The organism is Rhizobium phaseoli (assembly GCF_010668805.1).
Taxonomy (GTDB): Bacteria; Pseudomonadota; Alphaproteobacteria; order Rhizobiales; family Rhizobiaceae; genus Rhizobium; species Rhizobium phaseoli_A.
The window spans coordinates 204,847-223,449 of the sequence record NZ_WUFT01000011.1; the positions used below are offsets into that span (position 1 = coordinate 204,847).

The 18,603-nt window shown below is 63.2% G+C and carries 17 protein-coding genes, 2 pseudogenes and 1 riboswitch; of the genes and pseudogenes, 6 read left to right on the forward strand and 13 right to left on the reverse strand.

The genetic code is table 11. The features are described from left to right. Positions 1 to 66: 66 nt before the first annotated feature. The 3 genes from GR197_RS18975 to GR197_RS18985 form a co-directional block, all read right to left on the reverse strand. The gene (locus tag GR197_RS18975) at positions 67 to 885 is read right to left on the reverse strand and encodes a cytochrome c oxidase subunit II (RefSeq protein ID WP_164012226.1); all 819 of its coding nucleotides are present in this window, start codon (positions 883 to 885) and stop codon (positions 67 to 69) included. A 145-nt stretch (positions 886 to 1,030) separates the two neighbouring features. Continuing rightward, positions 1,031 to 1,420, reverse strand: a complete 390-nt coding sequence (locus GR197_RS18980; RefSeq protein ID WP_164012228.1) for a c-type cytochrome — start codon at positions 1,418 to 1,420, stop codon at positions 1,031 to 1,033. Between the two features lie 178 nt (positions 1,421 to 1,598). Further along, complete coding sequence (locus tag GR197_RS18985; RefSeq protein WP_164012230.1) at positions 1,599 to 2,522, reverse strand: MYG1 family protein; 924 nt, start codon at positions 2,520 to 2,522, stop codon at positions 1,599 to 1,601. A gap of 273 nt (positions 2,523 to 2,795) precedes the next feature. Between GR197_RS18985 and GR197_RS18990 the strand changes: the two genes are divergently transcribed. Further along, positions 2,796 to 3,287, forward strand: coding sequence for an HIT family protein (locus GR197_RS18990; protein WP_164012318.1), 492 nt, complete (start codon positions 2,796 to 2,798; stop codon positions 3,285 to 3,287). Between the two features lie 22 nt (positions 3,288 to 3,309). Here the strand turns inward: GR197_RS18990 and GR197_RS18995 are convergent, their stop codons facing one another. From GR197_RS18995 to GR197_RS19020, 6 genes are all read right to left on the reverse strand, one after another. Continuing rightward, complete coding sequence (locus GR197_RS18995; RefSeq protein ID WP_164012232.1) at positions 3,310 to 3,873, reverse strand: hypothetical protein; 564 nt, start codon at positions 3,871 to 3,873, stop codon at positions 3,310 to 3,312. A 121-nt stretch (positions 3,874 to 3,994) separates the two neighbouring features. Continuing rightward, on the reverse strand, positions 3,995 to 4,678 hold the full coding sequence (locus tag GR197_RS19000) for an ABC transporter ATP-binding protein (RefSeq protein ID WP_164012234.1): 684 nt from the start codon (positions 4,676 to 4,678) through the stop codon (positions 3,995 to 3,997). Continuing rightward, entirely contained in the window at positions 4,675 to 5,715 is a 1,041-nt protein-coding gene (locus tag GR197_RS19005) for an iron chelate uptake ABC transporter family permease subunit (RefSeq protein ID WP_164012237.1), read from the reverse strand. The genes GR197_RS19000 and GR197_RS19005 overlap by 4 nt, the downstream gene beginning before the upstream one ends. After that, positions 5,712 to 6,728 (reverse strand): ABC transporter substrate-binding protein, encoded by a 1,017-nt coding sequence (locus tag GR197_RS19010; RefSeq protein ID WP_164012239.1) that lies wholly within the window; start codon positions 6,726 to 6,728, stop codon positions 5,712 to 5,714. The genes GR197_RS19005 and GR197_RS19010 overlap by 4 nt, the downstream gene beginning before the upstream one ends. Positions 6,729 to 6,899: 171 nt before the next feature. After that, positions 6,900 to 7,153: riboswitch (cobalamin riboswitch) on the reverse strand. Between the two features lie 470 nt (positions 7,154 to 7,623). After that, positions 7,624 to 8,904, reverse strand: coding sequence for a bifunctional sulfur transferase/dioxygenase Blh (gene blh / locus GR197_RS19015; protein ID WP_164012252.1), 1,281 nt, complete (start codon positions 8,902 to 8,904; stop codon positions 7,624 to 7,626). Between the two features lie 176 nt (positions 8,905 to 9,080). After that, entirely contained in the window at positions 9,081 to 9,449 is a 369-nt protein-coding gene (locus GR197_RS19020; RefSeq protein ID WP_164012254.1) for a DsrE family protein, read from the reverse strand. Between the two features lie 65 nt (positions 9,450 to 9,514). Here GR197_RS19020 and GR197_RS19025 point away from each other — a divergent pair, with 65 nt between their 5' ends. Then, entirely contained in the window at positions 9,515 to 10,510 is a 996-nt protein-coding gene (locus tag GR197_RS19025; RefSeq protein ID WP_164012256.1) for an AraC family transcriptional regulator, read from the forward strand. A gap of 99 nt (positions 10,511 to 10,609) precedes the next feature. Here the strand turns inward: GR197_RS19025 and GR197_RS19030 are convergent. Beyond that, positions 10,610 to 10,989: pseudogene (locus GR197_RS19030) on the reverse strand (VOC family protein). A 178-nt stretch (positions 10,990 to 11,167) separates the two neighbouring features. Between GR197_RS19030 and GR197_RS19035 the strand changes: the two are divergent. After that, the gene (locus tag GR197_RS19035) at positions 11,168 to 11,698 is read left to right on the forward strand and encodes a 2'-5' RNA ligase family protein (RefSeq protein WP_164012258.1); all 531 of its coding nucleotides are present in this window, start codon (positions 11,168 to 11,170) and stop codon (positions 11,696 to 11,698) included. 97 nt (positions 11,699 to 11,795) lie between these two features. Here GR197_RS19035 and ilvB read toward each other — a convergent pair whose 3' ends face one another. The 3 genes and pseudogenes from ilvB to GR197_RS19050 form a co-directional block, all read right to left on the reverse strand. Continuing rightward, positions 11,796 to 13,514 carry a biosynthetic-type acetolactate synthase large subunit gene (gene ilvB / locus GR197_RS19040; protein WP_164012320.1) on the reverse strand — a complete coding sequence of 573 codons (1,719 nt, stop codon included), beginning with the start codon at positions 13,512 to 13,514 and terminating at the stop codon, positions 11,796 to 11,798. A gap of 342 nt (positions 13,515 to 13,856) precedes the next feature. Next, complete coding sequence (locus tag GR197_RS19045; RefSeq protein ID WP_164012260.1) at positions 13,857 to 14,279, reverse strand: hypothetical protein; 423 nt, start codon at positions 14,277 to 14,279, stop codon at positions 13,857 to 13,859. 72 nt (positions 14,280 to 14,351) lie between these two features. Continuing rightward, positions 14,352 to 14,840: pseudogene (locus GR197_RS19050) on the reverse strand (hypothetical protein). 148 nt (positions 14,841 to 14,988) lie between these two features. Here GR197_RS19050 and GR197_RS19055 point away from each other — a divergent pair. The 3 genes from GR197_RS19055 to ftsZ all read left to right on the forward strand — a co-directional run bounded on the left by GR197_RS19055 (position 14,989) and on the right by ftsZ (position 18,263). Continuing rightward, a complete protein-coding gene (locus GR197_RS19055) occupies positions 14,989 to 15,657 on the forward strand; it encodes a response regulator transcription factor (RefSeq protein WP_164012262.1) in 669 nt (222 codons plus the stop codon). Next, complete coding sequence (locus GR197_RS19060; protein ID WP_164012264.1) at positions 15,654 to 17,021, forward strand: sensor histidine kinase; 1,368 nt, start codon at positions 15,654 to 15,656, stop codon at positions 17,019 to 17,021. The genes GR197_RS19055 and GR197_RS19060 overlap by 4 nt, the downstream gene beginning before the upstream one ends. A gap of 219 nt (positions 17,022 to 17,240) precedes the next feature. Continuing rightward, a complete protein-coding gene (ftsZ, locus tag GR197_RS19065) occupies positions 17,241 to 18,263 on the forward strand; it encodes a cell division protein FtsZ (protein WP_164012266.1) in 1,023 nt (340 codons plus the stop codon). Positions 18,264 to 18,603 lie beyond the last annotated feature (340 nt).

An 18,603-nucleotide genomic window follows, 5' to 3' on the forward strand; every position in this document is an offset into this window, starting at 1 on the left:
TCCCCGATGCGGCCTCCGGCCGTCTTCCTTCGGTTCCCTGAACCGGCCTACGACCGCTTCGCCGCGTCAGTTTGCCGGCGGCGGCTCTCCCGATGACGCCGTCAGCTGGGTGAATGTCTGCTGCTGCCCGAGCCAGGTCTGGTAGTCCGCCTCGTCGTCGACGACGACGGTGCCGCGCATTTGCGGATGGCCGACGCCACAGAGTTCGGCGCAGAGGATCTCGAAAGTCCCTCTCCGCGTCGGCGTGAGCCAGAAATAGGTGATCATGCCGGGGATCATGTCCATCTTGGCGCGGAATTCGGGCACGTAGAAATCATGGAGCACATCGACGGATCGCAGCAATATGTGCACCGGCTTGCCGATCGGCAGATGCAACTCGCCGCCCTCGATGATGATATCGTCGAGGCCGCTTGCGTCGTTCTTGTCGAGGCCGAGCGGGTTCTCGGGGCTGACGTCGCGCGTCTCCGCGCGGCCGAGCTTTCCGTCCGCACCCGGCAGGCGGAAGCTCCACAGCCACTGCTGGCTGACGACCTCGACCGAAGCGGCATCGGCGGGCACCGTGATGAACTGGTTCCACACGATCAGGCCGGGCGCCAGCATCGCCGCGACGCCGACCGCCGTTCCTCCGGCCAGCAGCAATTCCAGCCGGCGGTTTTCAGGCTCATAATGCGCCCGGTTGCCTGGCTTGTGGCGGAAGCGGAACACGCAGTAGGCCATGAACGAAACCACCGCCACGAAAACGATGCCGGTGATCCAGAAGGTAATGACGAGGGTACTGTCGATATAGGTCCAGTTGGACGCGATCGGCGTCCACCACCACGGGCTCAGCACATGGAAGAGCACGGAGCCGACGACAATCAGGACGAGGATCAGCACGACAGCCATTTCCGCTCCTCCTCGAGCAGGTTGACCGTGAAACCGCATTCCGCAAAAAGTCCGTCTTTATTATCGCACAGATAGAAAATATCGGCAATTACGGCAATTTAGGCATGCGCCGTCGGCCGCGACCCGTCATTTGGAGTATTCCACCTCACTGGGAATATTGCTTGAGATAAGCGATGAGATCGGTGATCTCCTGGTCGTCCTTCAGGCCGACAAAGGCCATCTTCGTGCCCTTCACCTTCGCCCTCGGATTGTGCAGATAGTCGCGCAGCACCGTCTCGTCCCAGACGAGACCGCCTTCGCCGGCCGCCTTCATTGCGGCCGAATAGGCGAAATCGGGATGCGTCCCGGCCTTCCTGCCGAACAGCTCGTTCAGCGACGGACCGACCTTGTTGGTATCGGACTCGACGACATGACAGGTCGCGCATTTCTTGAAAACAGTGGCGCCAGCCGTCGCATCACCCTCCTGCGCCCCGGCATGACCGGGGAAAAGGGCAGTCACAGTTGCACCAATCAGCAGAACAACACGGTAATCCATGGCAAACCTCATCCTCCTCAAGGTCGCCGGCCACTCACACCCTCCATTATCTCTCGCGTGTGGGTGGTGGTTGTTATGCCTAGAAGCTTAATCCTTCGCGGATGCAAGTCAATCGCCTCACAGTTGGGGTCACCTGAACGCATATGAGATCAGGTGAACCCGGCGCGGACAACGGCCACTACACCCCGATCGAAAGCGCCTCCGTCACCGCCAAATCCGCCATGGCAAGTGCTGCCTCGCGAGTCCTGGCGGCGGCGATGAAGCGGCCGTTGTGGCAGAAGCTCGCGCCCTCTATGCCGCAAACCGCCTCCAGCTCTCCGTTGGCAAGACCGGCCCAGGCTGCCGGCAAATCGGCCCTGAGCTCGAAGCCCTCCTCGGCCCGGCGGATGCCGGTCACGCACCAATCCTTTTCGCGCGGGTGGACGACGAACAGCAGGTGATCGGCCCCCGCCTTGACGATGGCGGGACGGAACGGCATTCCCCTCGGCAACTCCAGAATGCGCCCCTGCCCCGCAGCCTCGATTGCCAGATGCACCATCGCCTCGGCCCGCAATTTTGCAGCACTCTGGGCGATCCTCGCCTCGACGAAACTGCGGGCAACGGCAAGTGCTGCGTGGAAGGCGCGATCGTCGGCCTCGGGTTCAGCTTCGTCGAAAACCGGTTTCAGCGTCTCCAGCAGCGCCGGCAGGGTCAAGCCCGCCAACGGTCCCGAGGGGCTGAGCGCGCCATTGTCGGTCAGATCGATCGGCAGCACGAAGCCGGCATCGAAAGAGCCGTGCACCGCCTCGACATGCGCTTCGGGAAGGCCGGAGGCTGCAAGATAATCACGACCGTAATGCTTCCAGATCAAGCCGAACGAGCTGTAGGGCTGGCCATCTTCGCGCGTCGGCGCGCCGCGCTGGTGGTGATCGAATATCCCCGTAGCAGGGTCATAGGCACCGCCGACATCATAGATGATGCGGCCTTGCCCCGGCGTGATCCATTCCGGCGCCCGGCTGCGAACGATGCGCGCCTGCGGAAAAAGCCGGGTCAGAATGACGCTCGACAGCAATTCATCGGCATGGAAGCCACCGGAATGGGTGACGAGGAAATCGGGGATCATGGGAGCTTTGCGCCTTGTCGTTCGCGGAGGGTCCGCTTGCGGGTCGGAACCAGATAGCCGTTGCCGGCGACGATCTCAACCCATGCTTGGCGCATTTCACTTCAGCGCCGCCCCGCCGCTCGCCACCCATTCGTACTCATTGGGTTTGCGAGCGACCACCGCGAAGCCGAGAACGAGTCACGGTCGATCTCCAGGATCACCGTTGCAGCCCTCGCAAAACTGCTTATTCTCCGGCGTCGAAATGTTCCTTTGCGAAAGCGAAAGAGGCGGCGCTTGCAAATTCCTCCGCAGTTTCATGTTGCCGAGACCGCGGGATGGCTGGTGAACCACCGGATGAACTCCGCCCTTCCCGGCTATCTCATGATCAGTTGCAAGACCGACACGACCGACCTTTCGGATTTGTCCGAAAAGGCGTTGGGCGAATTCGGCCCATTGCTTGCAAGAACGCAGAAGGCGCTGAAACAAGACCTGAATGCTCAGCGCGTCTATATCGGCCGATACGGGCACTCGCCCGGTTATCCGATCCATTTTCATGTCATCCCGATATATGACTGGGTGGAGGAGTTGTTCTGGAAGGACGGCCGGTATCGTCTGCTCGAGAATTTTGCAGAAGGACCGGGAGAAACCGCAACGGACGGCGCGGAACTGACGCTGTTCGTCTGGCGCGAGTTCTGTGAACGCGCAGTGCCGCCACCGGTCAGAGGGCCATCGGTCTCAGAGGTCATTACGTTATTGCGGGAGGTAATGCGGTTTCCGGCGCCTTGATTTCGTGCATGAAGTCAACCGCTTAAGGCAGCGCCGGTCCCGGCTGACTTGCAACAAGCGCACGGCCGGCCGCCGCGCCGGCATGAAAGCAGATAAGGCCGATCGCGGCCAGAGCATTGATCAGCAGGACATTCGCCATAACCGACGCCGAAAACGCTCCCTCGCCTGACGGAAGCACGGCCGTCGCGGCAAAGAGCACGCCTTCATAGGCAACGAAGCCGGCGATGAAGGCGCCAGCCGCGGCGACGCTGAGGCCGGCGGCAAGGCGAAGCACGCCGAGCGCTGCGGCCAGGGATGCGAATGCCGCAATACCGATCGCCAGACCCCAGGCATAGCTGTCCCAAGTCTGGGGATAGCCGAGCACGAGATAGCCGACCATCTGGTTGGCGAGCCAGGCCAGCAGAACCGCCGTCAGCGCCATGCGCCGGGGAAGAATGACCGCCGATACCGCCGCCAGGGCCACGAAGGGGGTGACGCAGGCAAAAACCAGGCTGAGAGCGACACTTGTACCTGAAATGATGACGACCCAGGCGACGGCGAAGCCGGGGATGACGGGGCGCAGGGGAAACTGATTTCGTTCGAGCATCTCGAAACTCCGTTCGACCGGGCGGGGCGCACGCGCGCGCCCCGAGAAATCATACGCCAGTCCATGAAAAAGGCCAGTGAGGTCATATCTCCTCGTAGCGATCGAAAGTCCCGGCCGTTCCTCAATCCATGACGTATTGGATATGATGCCGGCCATGCACGGCCGATTTCTGGACATGGGCGCGAACGCCGAACACCCGGCCGATCATCTCCTCCGTCAGCACATCCTCCGGCGCGCCCGAGGCGACGACCCCGCCCTTCTGAAGCACCGCCAGGCTGTCGCAGAACATCGCCGCCAGGTTGAGATCGTGCAGCGCGACGATGCAGGTGATGCCGAGCTTCGAGATCAGCTGGAGAATGTCGAGCTGGTGCTGGATATCGAGATGGTTGGTCGGCTCGTCGAGCAGCAGCTCGCTCGGCGCCTGCGCCAGAGATCGCGCAATATGGACACGCTGGCGCTCGCCGCCCGACAGCGTCTGCCAGAGCTGGCCCGCCCTCGCCTGCATGTCGAGCCGCACCACGTCGCGCACGGTCAGCTGGGTATCGGTCGTCGACTGCTGCTCGACGAAGGCGATGCGCCGGGCAAGGGCAGCGCGCGACAGCGAAGCGATATCGTCGTCGCCCAGCCGGATGACGCCGCTGCGGACCTTGCGCAGCCGGCAGATCAGCCTCAGCAGGCTCGATTTGCCGGACCCGTTCGGCCCGAGCAGACCGAGCACCTTGCCCTTTGTCACCGTCAGGCTGACACCGTTGACGATGACCGTGTCGCCGGCGGAAAAACTCACCGCGTCGATGGTAATGCTCATGCGCTTCTCCGCACGCGATAGAGGATGACGGCGAAGGCCGGCGCGCCGAAGAGCGCCGTGACGACGCCGATAGGCAGGACCTGCTGCGGGATGATGATACGCGAGACGATATCAGCGCCGACCATGTAGATCGCGCCACCGAGCGCTGTTGCCGGCAGCAGCCGCCGATGGCCCGGCCCGACGAGGAAGCGGGCCGCATGCGGAATGACCAGGCCGACGAAGCCGATCGAGCCCACCACGCTGACGACGCTTGCCGTCATCGCCGCCGTCAGGGCGAACAGCAGGATCTGGACACGGCGCACGGCAATGCCGAGCGAGGCGGCCGCATCCGCGCCGAAGGCGAAGGCATCGAGCGCCCTGACATGGGCCATGCAGATGACGAAACCCGCAAGCGCGATCGGCACCGAGAGATAGACATCCGGCCAGCGCACGCCGCTGAGCGAACCCAGAAGCCAGAACAGGATGCCGCGCGCCTGCTCGGCATTCGCCGACGTCGTGACGATGTAGGAGGTCAGCGCATTGAAGAGCTGCGAGCCGGCGACGCCGCACAGGATGATGCGCTCGCCGGTTCCCCCCACACCTGTCGCCAGGAAGCCCACCAGCAGAAAGGCGATGACCGCGCCGATAAAGGCGCCGCTCGACAGGCCGAAAACACCGTAGCCGAGGCCGAGGATCATCACGCAGACGGCTCCGGTCGAGGCGCCGGCGGAGATGCCGAGTACATAGGGTTCGGCCAGCGGATTGCGCAGCAGCGCCTGCAGGACGGCGCCGCAGAGCGAGAGCGACGCGCCGGCGCTGGCCGCAACCAGCGCCCGGCTCAGACGATAATCCCAGACGATGCCCTGGTGGATGCGGCTGAGCTCGAACTGCGTGCCGAACAGCCGGTTGGAGACCGCCTCCGCCGTCGTCGCCAGCGGGATCGCGATCTCGCCGATCGAAACGGCAAGGCTGATCATCAGTCCGAGAAGGAGAAGGGCTGAAATGGTGAGCGCGGCAAGCGCCCACCATCCTTGTTGCCTGACCGACACTGCCTTCACTGCGACAGGCCGAAGGATTTGATGCCGTTCGCCAAGGTCTCGATGCCGTCGATCGTGCGGATCGTCGGGTTCATCGATTGCGCGTCCATCATCACGAAGTGCTTGTTCCTGACGGCATCGAGTTCCTTGGTCACGGGGTCGTTCTCGAGAAAATCGATCTTGACCTTCGGATCGTCGGCGGCGTAGCGGCGCCGGTCCATGGTGGCGAGCACGATGACGGCCGGGTTCGCCTGGGCGATGGTTTCCCAGCCGACCAGCGGCCATTCCTCTTCGGTCGTGACGACATTCCTGGCGCCGATCGCCTTCAGGATATAGGCAGGCGCGCTGTTCTTGCCGGCGATGAAGGCATCGCCGTTGACTTCCTTGCTGGAGAACCAGAAGACGATAGGCAGGCTCTTGCCCGATGCGCCCGATATCGATGCGACGGCATCCGCCTCGCGCTTCTTCAACTTGGAAATCAGCGCATCGCCGCGCTCCTTCACGTCGAAGATCTCCGAGAGCTCGGCGATCTCACGGTAGACCAGCTCCATCGTGAACAGCTCCTTGCGCACACCGTCGCCGCCATCGGTGTTGACCTTGGCGACGCAATCGGCCGGCGCGAGATAGGTATTGATCTCGAGATCCTCGAACTGCTCCCGCTTGCCGACGGAGCCCTGTGCGCCGACATGCCATTCGAACTCGGCCGCCACCAGGTCGGGCTCCTGTCCGACGACGGATTCGAAGCTCGGATCATTGTCGGCGAGACGCTTTATCTTGCTGTTGGCCTCGGCATATTGCGGCAGGACCGGACCGACCCAGACGGCCGTGCCGGCGATCTTCTCGGCAAGGCCGAGCGAGAAGAGAATTTCGGTCATGCCCTGGCCGATCGAAACGATCTTCGATGGCGCTTTCTGGAACGTCACCTGCTCACCGCAATTGGTGATGGTCAAGGGATATTGGGTGGCGGCAAGGCCGGGTACCGCAAGGCCGATCAGCCCGAAGGCAAATGTCATGGTGGCGAGAATCTGGCGCATGAAAACCTCGATTGAAGGAAAAAAGCACGGTTATGCCGCACGCGCGGCCGAAGGCACGCTGACGCGCGCTAGCCGCACGAGGTCCAATCGAGACGGATGCATGCCGAAATTCGGCGAAGGTTCAGAAGGTCAATCATGTCTGTTCCTTGTCCGGGCATCCCCGCCCGGTTAATTGGATCGTGATTGACGGCAGGTCTCCTGGCTTGCGGATATCCGTCTTTCATCCGCCTTCCCGCGATATTCGCAGTGGCGGGGCCATAAGCCCTTCAGACATGGCCGGTCGCTGGCCACAGCTGAGATGATCGACAATCCGCTTACAGTTGCGGGGGCAGCCACGGTCTCGGTCCCTACTGGGTCGTCCTCACCGTGTTCCCTATTAATCCCCTTGGAGTCATCTTCAGGGAACCGTCGCCCCCAGTTACGTTGCCGGCCCGCGCGACGTCAATGATTATTGCGGAGGATTGAGTTTGGGTGGGTGAAAAATGGAGATGGAACGTGGGAGGGCTGGTGGCCGGCGTGATGCCAGCATCCTCGCCTCCTCAGGATAAGGCTCTCTTCAGCGTTGGCGCCGCTTTCTCCCGTTCCGGGGCGCGGCATCCGCCCACGTCCCTCATGCTGAGGTGCGCAGCCCGAGAGGGCGAAGCCTCGAAGCACGCCGCAACGCTGCTCCTTGCTACAGACGCATCCAGCTCTGCAAATGGAGCACCCGCCTCGTCCTTCGAGGCTTCGGCCAATGGCCTACACACCTCAGGATGAGGCTCTCTTGGGCGCCGCCGCCGCATCCCTCAAAGCTGGCCATGAGGGCGCGGCACCCTCCGACCTCCCTCATGCTGAGGCGCGCAGCCCGCAAGGGCGAAGCCTCGGAGCACGCGCCGCAGCGCTGCTCCCTGCGTTCCTACAACGCATCCAGCGGAATCTTCAGATAGCGCCGGCCGTTCTCCTCGGGCTCGGGCAGCCGCCCGCCACGGATGTTGACCTGCAGCGCGTGCAGCATCAGCTTCGGCTTCGGCAGCGTACGGTCGCGCGCCTGGCGCAGCGCCACAAAGCCGGCCTCTTCGATGCCCGATATATGCGGATTGGCGCCCTTCTGGGCGGTCACCGTGCTTTCCCAGCGGGGATGGCGACCGCCAGGCTGATAGTCGTGGCCGGAAAAGAGCCGGGTCTCCTCGGGCAGCGACAGGATGGCCTGGATCGAGTGCCAGAGGGCGCTGGCGCTGCCGCCGGGAAAATCAGTGCGCGCCGTGCCGGAATCCGGGGTGAATACGGTGTCGTGCACGAAGGCGGCGTCGCCGATGACATAGGTCACCGAGGCAAGCGTATGGCCGGGCGAGAACATCACGTGGGCTTTGAGCCCGCCGATTTCAAAGGTGTCGCCATCGGCAAACAGCCGGTCCCATTGCGAGCCGTCGGTTTCAAGTGCCGGCCAGTTGTAGATTTCCTTCCAGAGCACCTGGACCTCGGTGACATGGGCGCCGATCGCCGTCGGCGCGCCGGTCCTTCCTTTGAGGTAGTGGGCGGCGGAGAAATGGTCGGCATGCGGGTGCGTATCGAGGATCCACTCGACCGTCAGCCCTTCGCTGTCGATATGCGCGAGGATGGCGTCGGCATTGGTCGTTCCCGTCGCACCCGACATCTCGTCGAAATCGAGCACCGGGTCGATGATGGCGCAGCGTTTCGTGACCGGGTCTGAAACGACATATTGCACACTGCAGGTGCGGGGTTCGAAGAAGGCCTTCACGACAGCCGCCTGCCCTGCCCGCTTTTCCAGCCAGCGCCGTGCGCCGGCAAGATCGAAGCCGAGGTTGTGACCGAAGGCCTCGACGTCCCCGGGCTGCATCCGCCCGTCGAGCACCTCTCCGAGCGCATAGAGCGTCAGCGCCCGGGTGCCGCTCTTGCAATGAGCGACGACCGGCCCCTTCGCTTGCATCATCGCCCTCTGGAAGGCGCGGATATCGGCCTCGGTGATCTCGGCCCCTTTCACCGGCACGAAGCTGTAGGCGAGCCCCGCAGCGGCGGCAGAAGCCTTTTCCGCCGCATCGCCCGGCTGCCCCGGCTCCTCGCCATCCGGCCGGGCATTGATGACGCCCGCAAAACCGTCTGCCGCAAAAGCAGCAAAACCGGCGGCATCGGGCTGCCCCGCCACCGATATCAGCTCATTGACCCTTACGGATGTCATCGAAGCCCCCGCGCTGCCTGCCTCGGCAGTATCGCATGTATATCGGTACAATCTCACAAGTATATTGCCGAGCGCAAGAATAGTCGCTTGGCGCCGCCCCCGCGCCTGCGACCAGCCCGCGGACTGACGACATCGCCGGAGACGCTGCCGCCCCCTCCCGGCCCGGCTCGTCACAGTCAAAACGACAGCGTCGCCGCACCTTGCCTGATCTCGGCATGCATGGCACTGGCGCCGACGATGACGACGCCATCGAGCATGTCTTCCTGCGTATAGCCGCGCGAGGTCACGCAGGGCGGGCAGGCCCAGATCGTGCCGCCGCGCTGTTGAAAATTCTCGATCAGCGTTGAGAGGGGATCGAGCGGCGGCACATGCGTCATCCGCTGGCCACCCTTGCGCACAAGGTCGATTGCGGTGCTGGTGAGGGAGACCGAGACCTTCAGCCCGGCGGTGATGCCGCCATTGGCAATGGTGAAGGCGACGGAAGACAGTTCGGATTGGATGCCCTTGGTAACAAGCACGACCAGTTTGTCGCTTGGCGTTTGCATAGTAATCTCCTGTTGAAGTGACCTATTCACCATAGGAGGGTGCGCGGGACGCGTATTTGGCCGGAATGCGTGAAGTCTTGTCCGAAAATCCAGACGCGGCGGGTGTCGCGCGCGACGACGTGCTGTCGGCACTGCTGTCGACGATCCGCCTTTCGGGATCGCTGCAGTTCTGCTTCATGCCGACGGGCGACTGGCAGACCGATGCCGCGCCGTCGCTTGCAAATCTTGCGGCCAGGTCCTCGGGCACGATGCCGTTTCACATCGTCGTTGCAGGCAACTGCTGGCTGAAAACCGAAGGTGAAGAGACCGATCTGGAGACGGGTGACGTGCTGGTCTTTCCGTTCGGCACCGGGCATCAGCTCGGCGCCGGAAGAGACGGCATGCTGGTGCTGCCGACCCGCGACCTGCCGCCGAAGCCGTGGCGCGAGATCCCTGTGCTTCGTTATGGCGAGGAGACGCAAGGGGTACGGCTGCTCTGCGGCTATCTGCAGTGGGACGGGTTGAACTTCGCGCCTTTGCGCCAGGCGCTGCCCAAGCTGATCCATCTCAGAACGCGGGCCGCCAATGACGGCGACTGGCTGCGCGCCACCATCCGCCAGATGGTCGACGAGGTCGATCGACCGCGCGCCGGCGGTGTCTCGATGCTGCCGCGGCTGACCGAAATCATCTTCATCGAAATCCTCCGCCATCAGATCATAATGGCCGAGCCGCGCTCGGTCGGCTGGCTGGCGGCGCTGGCCGACCCGGGGCTTTCGCGCTGTCTCTCCCGCATTCACGACGATCCCAGGCGCAACTGGTCGCTGGAGGATCTGTCCGCCCCCTCCGGCCTGTCGCGCAGCGCACTTGCCGACCGCTTCCAGGCGATGCTCTCGACCTCACCGATCCGCTATATCAGGGATTGGCGGCTCTACCTCGCAAGTGTGGCGCTCGCCACCTCAAGCCAGCCGATCGCAGCGATCGCCGACGACGCAGGCTACGCCACCGAAGCCGCCTTCAACCGCGCCTTCTCCCGCGCCTTCGCCACCCCACCGGCCGCCTGGCGGGTGATCGCGCGGGAATAGCGTGTGAGGCGCCTGGCATCAGGTCGGACGGCTTTCTGCGCCTCTCAGGATTGGCCGGCCTTTTGAGCGGCTGAAAAACCTTTCCGCAGAGCCTGCGCCTCACCCTTGCGACGCCGGCTCGTTGAGCATCGCTTCGATATTGTATCCGTCGGGATCGAGAACGAAGCAGGCATAATAGTTCTCTTCATATTCCGGCCGCGGGCCGGGCGCGCCATTGTCCTGGGCGCCTGCTTCGAGCGCGGCCCGATAAAACGCCTCGACCTCCGACCTGCTCCGAACCCGGAAGGCAACGTGCAAGCGGGTCAGAGGCGGCTTGTCGTCAGTGTGCTGGATTTCGAGGAGGCTGCCACCGACATCGAAAGCCCAGAAAACGCCTTCCTTCCGGAAGGTGCGGCGATAGGCCAGAGGGTCGAAAGCGCGTTCATAGAATACCCTGCTCTTTTCAAGGTCACTGACGCAATGGTGACATGATCGATCATGCCGTGCATCCCTATCGTTCAAGCATCCCATGATAGTCGAATCCGCGCGGCGAAAAACAAACAAAAACCAACTCCGATATCCAATACCGCCGACCGCCATCAACTCTTTCTGACCGCTCGACATCGGCAACGATATCGGCCTAAGGTCCCGGCGCGATAGACTGGATAACGCTCGCAAATGCCTTACGGGATCAGCCTCAAATGTCTGAACGAGACCGCATCGCCGGTTTTCAAACTCTGGGATGAAGCCGCGGCATTCGAAGAGACGGCTTCGATGCGGGCTTTGGGTTATCCTCCGCACCTCACCCTCGGAGTTTATCAGGCGTTTGATGCAGATCGATTGGGCGAGGCGCTTGACAGTGTTTTCCGCACGCACTCCACCGTAACCGTAGCTTTTTCGGGCATCGGCTATTTTCAGAACGAGTTCCTCGTTCTATGGGCACGCCCGATCCCAGACGACGCTCTTCTCCAACTGCACGCGACTCTCCATCGAAAGATCGATCCCACCTTCTGTCATGAGCATTATCGACCCGGCAATTGGGCGCCTCGCTGCACCATTGCAGCGAAAGTGCCGAAGGCGAAATCAGTGGCCGCGATCAAATGGGCGAACGAAAACAGCATGCAGTTCTCGGTAAATTTCGATGCCGCCGATTGTGTCCGATTTCCGCCTGTGGAGATATTGAGCGAGATCAGATTGGCGCCGCGATGATGCTGTCGGCGCTAGGCTATATCGGAGGCCTGACGGTTCGATGTCAGTCGCATAATCCACTGCTGCGACTGACATTTCAAACCGTGCTCCCAAGTCGCTAGACGCGTCCCTCTCCGCCAACATCGGCTGACGCGGCAAACAGCGCGGCGCCAACCTCGCCGGACAGCAGCATCTCGTTGCGCGCCCGCCCCGCCCCGATCGTCGGCAGGCGATCGGCGAGTTCGACAACGCGGCAGTCGAACAGAACAGGCTTGTTCACCGCGATCATCTCCGTAATCGCATCGTCGAGTTCGGCCGGCCTCTCACAGCGAATGCCGTGTCCGCCATAGGCTTCGGCAAGTTTTACGAAATCCGGGTTTCCGTGCTGCCTTTGCCGAGCCGTTCCCTGATCGCCGCCGTTGAGAATGAAGATCTTGATCGGTGCGTTGTGCTGCACGGCGGCCGACATTTCCTTCATCGTCACCTGCACGGAGGCATCGCCGGCTATGTCGATGACAAGGCTGTTGGGATTGGCGATCTGCACGCCGAGGGCGGCGGGCAGCCCGTATCCCATCGTCCCCAGGCCGCCTGAAGTCACCCAGCGGTTCGGTCGCTCGAAGTCATAAGATTGCGCCGCCCATATCTGATGCCGGCCGACCTCCGTCGTGATGTAGGTATCCCGATGCTTCGTCAGTTCATAAAGCCTCTCGATGGCATATTGCGGCATGATGACGTCGTCGCGCTTCGCATAGGAAAACGATCGGCGCGCCCGCCAGCCGGCAATCGCGCTCCACCACTCGGTCAGCCGCGCCCGGTCCGGCGCCTGCGGCAGCGCCCGCCACAGGCGAACGAGCTCGGCCAGCACACCCGCGGCATCGCCCCGGATGGCGATATCGGCGCGCACAGTCTTGTTGAGCGAGGAAGCATCGATATCGATCTGGATCTTCCGGGAATTCGGTGAGAAACCATCGACGCCGGCGACGAGCCCGCCATCGAAGCGCGCCCCGATGCAGAGCATGAGGTCGCAGTCATGCATTGCCATATTGGCCTCATGGGAGCCGTGAAGCCCGGCCATCTTCAGCCAGTTCGGGCTGGAAGCCGGATAGGCGCCGAGCCCCATCAGCGTCGACGTGACGGGAAAGCCGGTGAGATCGACCAGTTCACGCAGCAGTTTTGACGCTTCAAGACCGGAATTGATGACGCCGCCGCCCGCGCAAATAATCGGCTTACGTGCCGTCGCCATCAGAGCGGTCGCAGCCTCGATCTCGCTGATGTCGCTTAGGCGGTCCGGCTGATAGCTCGTCCTCGGGGCGACTGCCTCAGGCGGTGTATAATTTCCGCTCGCAAACAGCACATCCTTCGGCATGTCGACCAGAACGGGGCCGGGCCGGCCTGATCCGGCGATGCGAAAGGCTTCATGGATGGCCGCCGCCAGATCATTGACGTCGCCGACCAGCCGATTGTGTTTCGTGCAGGCGCGGGTCATGCCGACAGTATCGCATTCCTGAAAGGCATCGGACCCGATCAGCGACGTCGGCACCTGGCCGGACAGGCAAACGAGCGGCACGGAATCCATCAAGGCATCCTGAAGGGGCGTGATCGCGTTGGTGACGCCTGGACCCGAGGTCACCAGCATGACGCCGACCTTGCCCGTCGAGCGGGCATATCCCTCGGCGGCATGGCCGGCTCCCTGTTCATGGCGAACCAGAATATGGCTGATGTCTTCCTGCTGGAAAAGCTCGTCGTAGATCGGCAGCACCGCAGCACCCGGATAGCCGAATATATGCTCGACGCCATTGTCTCTCAGCGCCTGGAGAACGATTTCCGCGCCGGTCATCTGCGCGCGCGGGGTGTCGATGGAATGACGGGATCTCATGGTTCCGTTCCTTGATCAGTGTGATGATGTGTGGAAAGTCCGACGAGGCCCGCGCCCAAATTCAGCGCATAAAAAAAGGCCCCGTCAGGAGCCTGCTTACCGCGCATGGGTGCTTTCGCTGGATGGTTACACCATCCTGCCCATGCGCCCGATCACCACTGCCAGAACCAATGCGATTTTCATAGCGGCACAGCTAAAGGCAAATCGGCTCGTCGTCAATGCTTCCGAAGGAGACGAAACCGCCCGCGCGAGAAGGCGGGCGGTTCATCGTCCGGCATCCGGGCTATGCCGGGATGTTCAAGATCAGTTCTGGCCCTGCAGGCGGTCCATCACCTGGAGCAGGAGGTCGGCGCAGGCCTTCATCGGTTCGTCCTCGGCGCATTTCAGATCGATCCGGGTGTCGCCATCCTCGATCCGGAAATGCGCAGCCTTGGACGGCGGCGGCGGTGGCGGGCGATGACCGCGGAAACCCCTGTCGTCGCGAAAACCCATGTCGCCTCTCGAACCATGCCACCGGTCATCGGGGCGATCGCCCGGCCGCGCATCCGGCCCACCCGTCATCGGCTCGTTATCACCAGAAGCAGACGGAGGCGGTGGCGGTGGTGGTGAGGCCGGGTCGGTCGCCACGGGCGGAGCTCCGGCGGGTGGCGGGGCGGGCGGTTGTTGGGCGAAGGCAGTGCCGGCCAGTGCGGCAAGAGCAAGGCCTGATAGGAGAAGTCTTTGCATGGGAATTGTTCCTTTGCGGGAATTTAGAAGCACGTTTGTAAACACCGCAACGCGGCTTTGGTTCACGGCCCGTCAAGGCCTGTGATCGAAATCCTCAAACGGTCGATGCGGCTGACCTTTCGGCGGGCGCAGCGCTTCGGTTCGTCCGTCCTGGCGAACGATGTAGCTCGCATGCACGAAGCCATCGTCGAAGCGCCCCTGCACGGTGACGGCCTCGTCTCGGGTGACGAGAGCGCCACCCTCGCCGGCTCAGCCTGTTTCAACAAGCGCCTTGCCGCTATCGTCCTGCAGCACGAACTTGTTGCCGTAGATCTCGGCGACCTTGCCCTTGATCGTGACGAGGCTCGATCCCGGCATGGCCGAAATCGCCACCGGCGCCAGCGGCGCCATCTCTGGCATAGGACGCATCATTTTCACCGCGCCCGCACCCCCGGCAGCACCGATGACAAGCGCCACGGCGGCAGCAATGACGGGAATCGCCAGCCGTCGCCGACGCTGTCCTGGCGAGACGGGCGTGGCTGCGCCCTCGGTATGCACGTTGTCCTGGTCTTCATTCGGCATATATCTGCTCCTTGCGTCAGTCGTGGTCGCACTCTAGCCGCTCCACCCCGTCGCCCGCCTGAACCTCTCCGTTCAGATTGAGTTAAGCTCGGCCCGATAGTTTTGGTCCGTCCCCAAAGATGCCCGGCCCCGATGAAAGCCCTGCACCATGCGCGTACTGCTCGTCGAAGATGACGAAGACCTGAGCGGCCGGATCGCCTCCGTGCTGCGATCGGAAAACTTCGTCGTCGACATATCGCGCAACGGCGAGGACGCTCTCCATGCGGGGCTGACCGAACTCTTCGATGTCGCTGTGCTTGATCTCGGCTTGCCGAAGATCGATGGCGTCAGCGTGCTGAAGGGCTGGCGCGAGGGCAGCCGCAACCTGCCGGTTCTGGTGCTGACGGCGCGCGACGGCTGGCCGGACAAGGTCGCAAGCTTCAAGGCCGGCGCCGATGATTTCCTCGCCAAACCCTTCAAGGTGGAAGAACTGGTGTTGCGCCTGCGCGCCCTGGTGCGCCGGGCGGCCGGCCACGCGGCCGCGCGGCTGACCTGCGGCGCGCTGGTCTTCGATGCCCAGCTCGGCACCTTCGAACTCGACGGCCTGCCGCTGAAGTTGACGGCGCTGGAATGGCGGGTGCTCTCCTGCCTGATGCTGCGCAAGGAGATGATCGTTGACCGGCGGGAGCTGACCGAGCGCGTCTATGACGGGGATGCCGAGGTCGACTCCAATTCTATCGAAGTCATCATCGCCCGGCTGCGCAAGAAGCTCGGGGGCGACCGCATCGAGACGGTGCGCGGCCGCGGCTATATGCTGACGGCGGCAGCGGCGCTATGAAGGCTCCGTTGTTCAAGCCGAGATCGATCGCCGGCCGGCTGCTGATGTTCTCGGGCATCTTCGTGACGCTGGCGCTCGCTGTGGCCGCCATCGTGCTCTGGCTGGCGCTGAAGACTGTGGTGCGCGAGCAGGTCGACCAGCGTCTCGACACCCAGATCGGCGCCCTTGCCGGCGCCGTGACACACGACGCGGAAAGAAAAATCGCCCTATCGGCGCCGCTCGATGCGCCGCCTTTCGATCGTCCCTCCTCGGGCTGGTACTGGCAGATCGACGCCGGAGAACAGCGCCTGACCTCCCGCTCACTGATGAACGGCACGATAGACGCGCCGCCGCCACGGCAGGATCTGCGTCATATGCTGATGGGCATGCCGACATCCGGCACGGGCGGCGATCGTGGAAGAGGGCCGCTCTACCTTCGCCAGGCCGTGCGCAGCATCGACGGCATGACGCTGACGATCACCGCGACGGCGCCGATGATCGCCCTCGTCGGCCCGGCGCTTCGCGCTCTCTTCTGGCTGGTTCCCTGCATGCTGCTGCTCGGGTTGGTGCTGATGGCGGGCACCCTCTGGCAGATCCGCTTTGGCTTGCGGCCGCTGACATCCATGGCGACCAATATCGATGCCATCAACCGGGGAGAACGCGCCCGCCTGCCCGAGGAAGCGAGCGCCGAGCTTGCGCCGCTGTCGCTGGAAACCAATGCGCTTCTGGCGGCCAATGAGGAGAGGCTCGCGGCAACGCGCATGCAGTTCGCAAACCTCGCCCATGGCCTCAAGACCCCGGTGGCGAGCCTGCTGCTGGCGCTCGACGATAAAAACGATCCCAAAGGCGCATTGCGCAGCCTGGCCGCCCGGATCGACAACAGGATCAAGCATCACCTCGCCGCCGCCCGCCGGGTGATGGCCTCGTCGAACAATGTTGCCAGCACCGACATGGCGGCATCGCTCGCCGATCTCTACCGGGCGATCGGCCAGATCCATGCCGAGCGCAGGATTGCCTTCGACAGCGACATCCCCCGGGGCCTGCGGGTCGCCTGCGACGAAAGCGATGTCGAGGAAATGCTCGGAAACCTTATCGATAACGCTTTCAGTTGGGCTGCCTCGCGCGTCACCATCCGCGCCCGGCGCGACGGCCCGATCGCCCGCATCACCATCGAGGACGACGGCCCGGGCATCCCCGCCGACCGTCTCGCCGCCGTGCTGCTGCCGGGCGTGCGGGAGGACGAACGCGTCCCTGGCAATGGTTTTGGGCTGAGCATCGTGAACGAGTTGGCGGGGCTTTATGGCGGGTCGCTGGCGCTCGAGGCTGGGGCGGTAGGGTTGGTGTGCATATTGTGTTTGCCGGTGGCGGTGGGAGTGGCGGGGTAAGATCGAGGTGGAAAATTGAGCGCCTCAGAAGCATAATTGTCGGTTATCGACATGATGCTCCCGCCCTCAAAGCCGCGACCAGCCCCTCTTTACCGATCGCCGCCGTTGTCGGCGAGACGTCTTTCGCCTCGCCTCTGCCTTGTTGGACGGCTATCCTAAGCGACGATTCGCTATCCGCGACGAGGGCGTGGCGTGAACGAAGCATCAAAGGAGAGCGCGATGACGGACGCCAAGGGCGGCATTTCGGGACTGCGGCCGCACATTACTGTGATCGGCGTCGGTGGTGGTGGTGGTAATGCGATCAACAATATGATCGCGGAAAACCTGGCAGGCGTCGAATTCGTCGCCGCAAACACGGATGCTCAGGTGCTCGCCACCTCCAAGGCGACGCGCCGTATCCAGCTCGGCGCCAATGTGACCGAGGGTCTCGGCGCCGGTTCCCTGCCGGAGGTCGGTCATGCGGCTGCCGAGGAATCGATCGATGAGATCATGGATCATCTGGCCGGGTCGCACATGTGTTTCGTCACCGCCGGCATGGGCGGCGGAACAGGCACGGGAGCAGCACCCGTCATCGCCCGAGCCGCGCGTGCCGCCGGCATCCTGACGGTCGGCGTCGTCACCAAACCCTTTACCTTCGAAGGCAACCGCCGCATGAGAATGGCAGAGATCGGCATCGAGGCGCTTCGCCAGGCCGCCGATACGGTCATCGTCATCCCCAACCAGAACCTCTTCCGCATCGCCGATGCGAAAACCACTTTCGCCGACGCCTTCATGACGGCCGACCGCGTGCTCTATGCCGGCGTTGGCTGCATCACCGATCTCATCGTCAAGGAAGGCCTGATCAACCTCGATTTTGCCGACGTGAAGTCGGTCATGCGCGGCATGGGCCGCGCCATGATGGGCACTGGCGAAGCTTCCGGTGAAAGCCGCGCGATGAAGGCGGCGGAAGCGGCAATTGCCAACCCGCTTCTCGACGATATCTCGATGAAGGGCGCCAGGGGCGTGCTGATCTCAATCTCCGGCGGTTCGGATATGACGCTGTTCGAAGTCGACGAAGCGGCAAGCCGCATTCGCGACGAAGTGCAGGAAGACGCCGACATCGTCGTCGGCGCCATCTTCGACCGCAGCCTCGACGGCAGGTTCCGCGTCTCGGTCGTGGCGACCGGCCTGGAAGGCAGCGCCATGCCCGCCTCCGCCTCTCAGCCAGCCGCAGAGCAGATCCAGACGCGCACGCTGCAGTAGCGCCGCCGTATCGTGGCTAAACGTCTGACCGGGCTGAAACCCGGTCAGACGAAGAGCATGTCCGAGACATCCCAAACACGGAGATTTCGATGGTCTGCCTGTTTGGGATGTAGAGATCATCTGCTGCGAAATCACAGACAACGTTCGAGATGAATCGTCTCCGCTTGAGAGAGCCTCGAAGGACGAGGCATGCGTGCCGGCGCTCAGTGCTTGCAAGAAGCAACACTGCGGCGCGTGCTTCGAGGCTCCGCCCTCACGGGCTGCGCACCTCAAGCATGAGGGACGTTGGTGGATGCCGCGCCCGCAATATCGGTAGTCGGAGGATGACGCCAACGCTCAA

Coding starts and splice junctions, on each gene's coding strand:
- GR197_RS18995 (WP_164012232.1), bottom strand. CDS start 3,873: ATGCTCGAACGAAATCAGTTTCCCCTGCGCCCCGTCATCCCCGGCTTC.
- GR197_RS19055 (WP_164012262.1), top strand. CDS start 14,989: ATGCGCGTACTGCTCGTCGAAGATGACGAAGACCTGAGCGGCCGGATC.
- GR197_RS18975 (WP_164012226.1), bottom strand. CDS start 885: ATGGCTGTCGTGCTGATCCTCGTCCTGATTGTCGTCGGCTCCGTGCTC.
- GR197_RS19045 (WP_164012260.1), bottom strand. CDS start 14,279: ATGCAAAGACTTCTCCTATCAGGCCTTGCTCTTGCCGCACTGGCCGGC.
- GR197_RS18980 (WP_164012228.1), bottom strand. CDS start 1,420: ATGGATTACCGTGTTGTTCTGCTGATTGGTGCAACTGTGACTGCCCTT.
- GR197_RS19060 (WP_164012264.1), top strand. CDS start 15,654: ATGAAGGCTCCGTTGTTCAAGCCGAGATCGATCGCCGGCCGGCTGCTG.
- ftsZ (WP_164012266.1), top strand. CDS start 17,241: ATGACGGACGCCAAGGGCGGCATTTCGGGACTGCGGCCGCACATTACT.
- GR197_RS19025 (WP_164012256.1), top strand. CDS start 9,515: ATGCGTGAAGTCTTGTCCGAAAATCCAGACGCGGCGGGTGTCGCGCGC.
- GR197_RS19035 (WP_164012258.1), top strand. CDS start 11,168: ATGCCTTACGGGATCAGCCTCAAATGTCTGAACGAGACCGCATCGCCG.
- GR197_RS19020 (WP_164012254.1), bottom strand. CDS start 9,449: ATGCAAACGCCAAGCGACAAACTGGTCGTGCTTGTTACCAAGGGCATC.
- GR197_RS18985 (WP_164012230.1), bottom strand. CDS start 2,522: ATGATCCCCGATTTCCTCGTCACCCATTCCGGTGGCTTCCATGCCGAT.
- blh (WP_164012252.1), bottom strand. CDS start 8,904: ATGACATCCGTAAGGGTCAATGAGCTGATATCGGTGGCGGGGCAGCCC.
- GR197_RS19000 (WP_164012234.1), bottom strand. CDS start 4,678: ATGAGCATTACCATCGACGCGGTGAGTTTTTCCGCCGGCGACACGGTC.
- GR197_RS19010 (WP_164012239.1), bottom strand. CDS start 6,728: ATGCGCCAGATTCTCGCCACCATGACATTTGCCTTCGGGCTGATCGGC.
- ilvB (WP_164012320.1), bottom strand. CDS start 13,514: ATGACCGGCGCGGAAATCGTTCTCCAGGCGCTGAGAGACAATGGCGTC.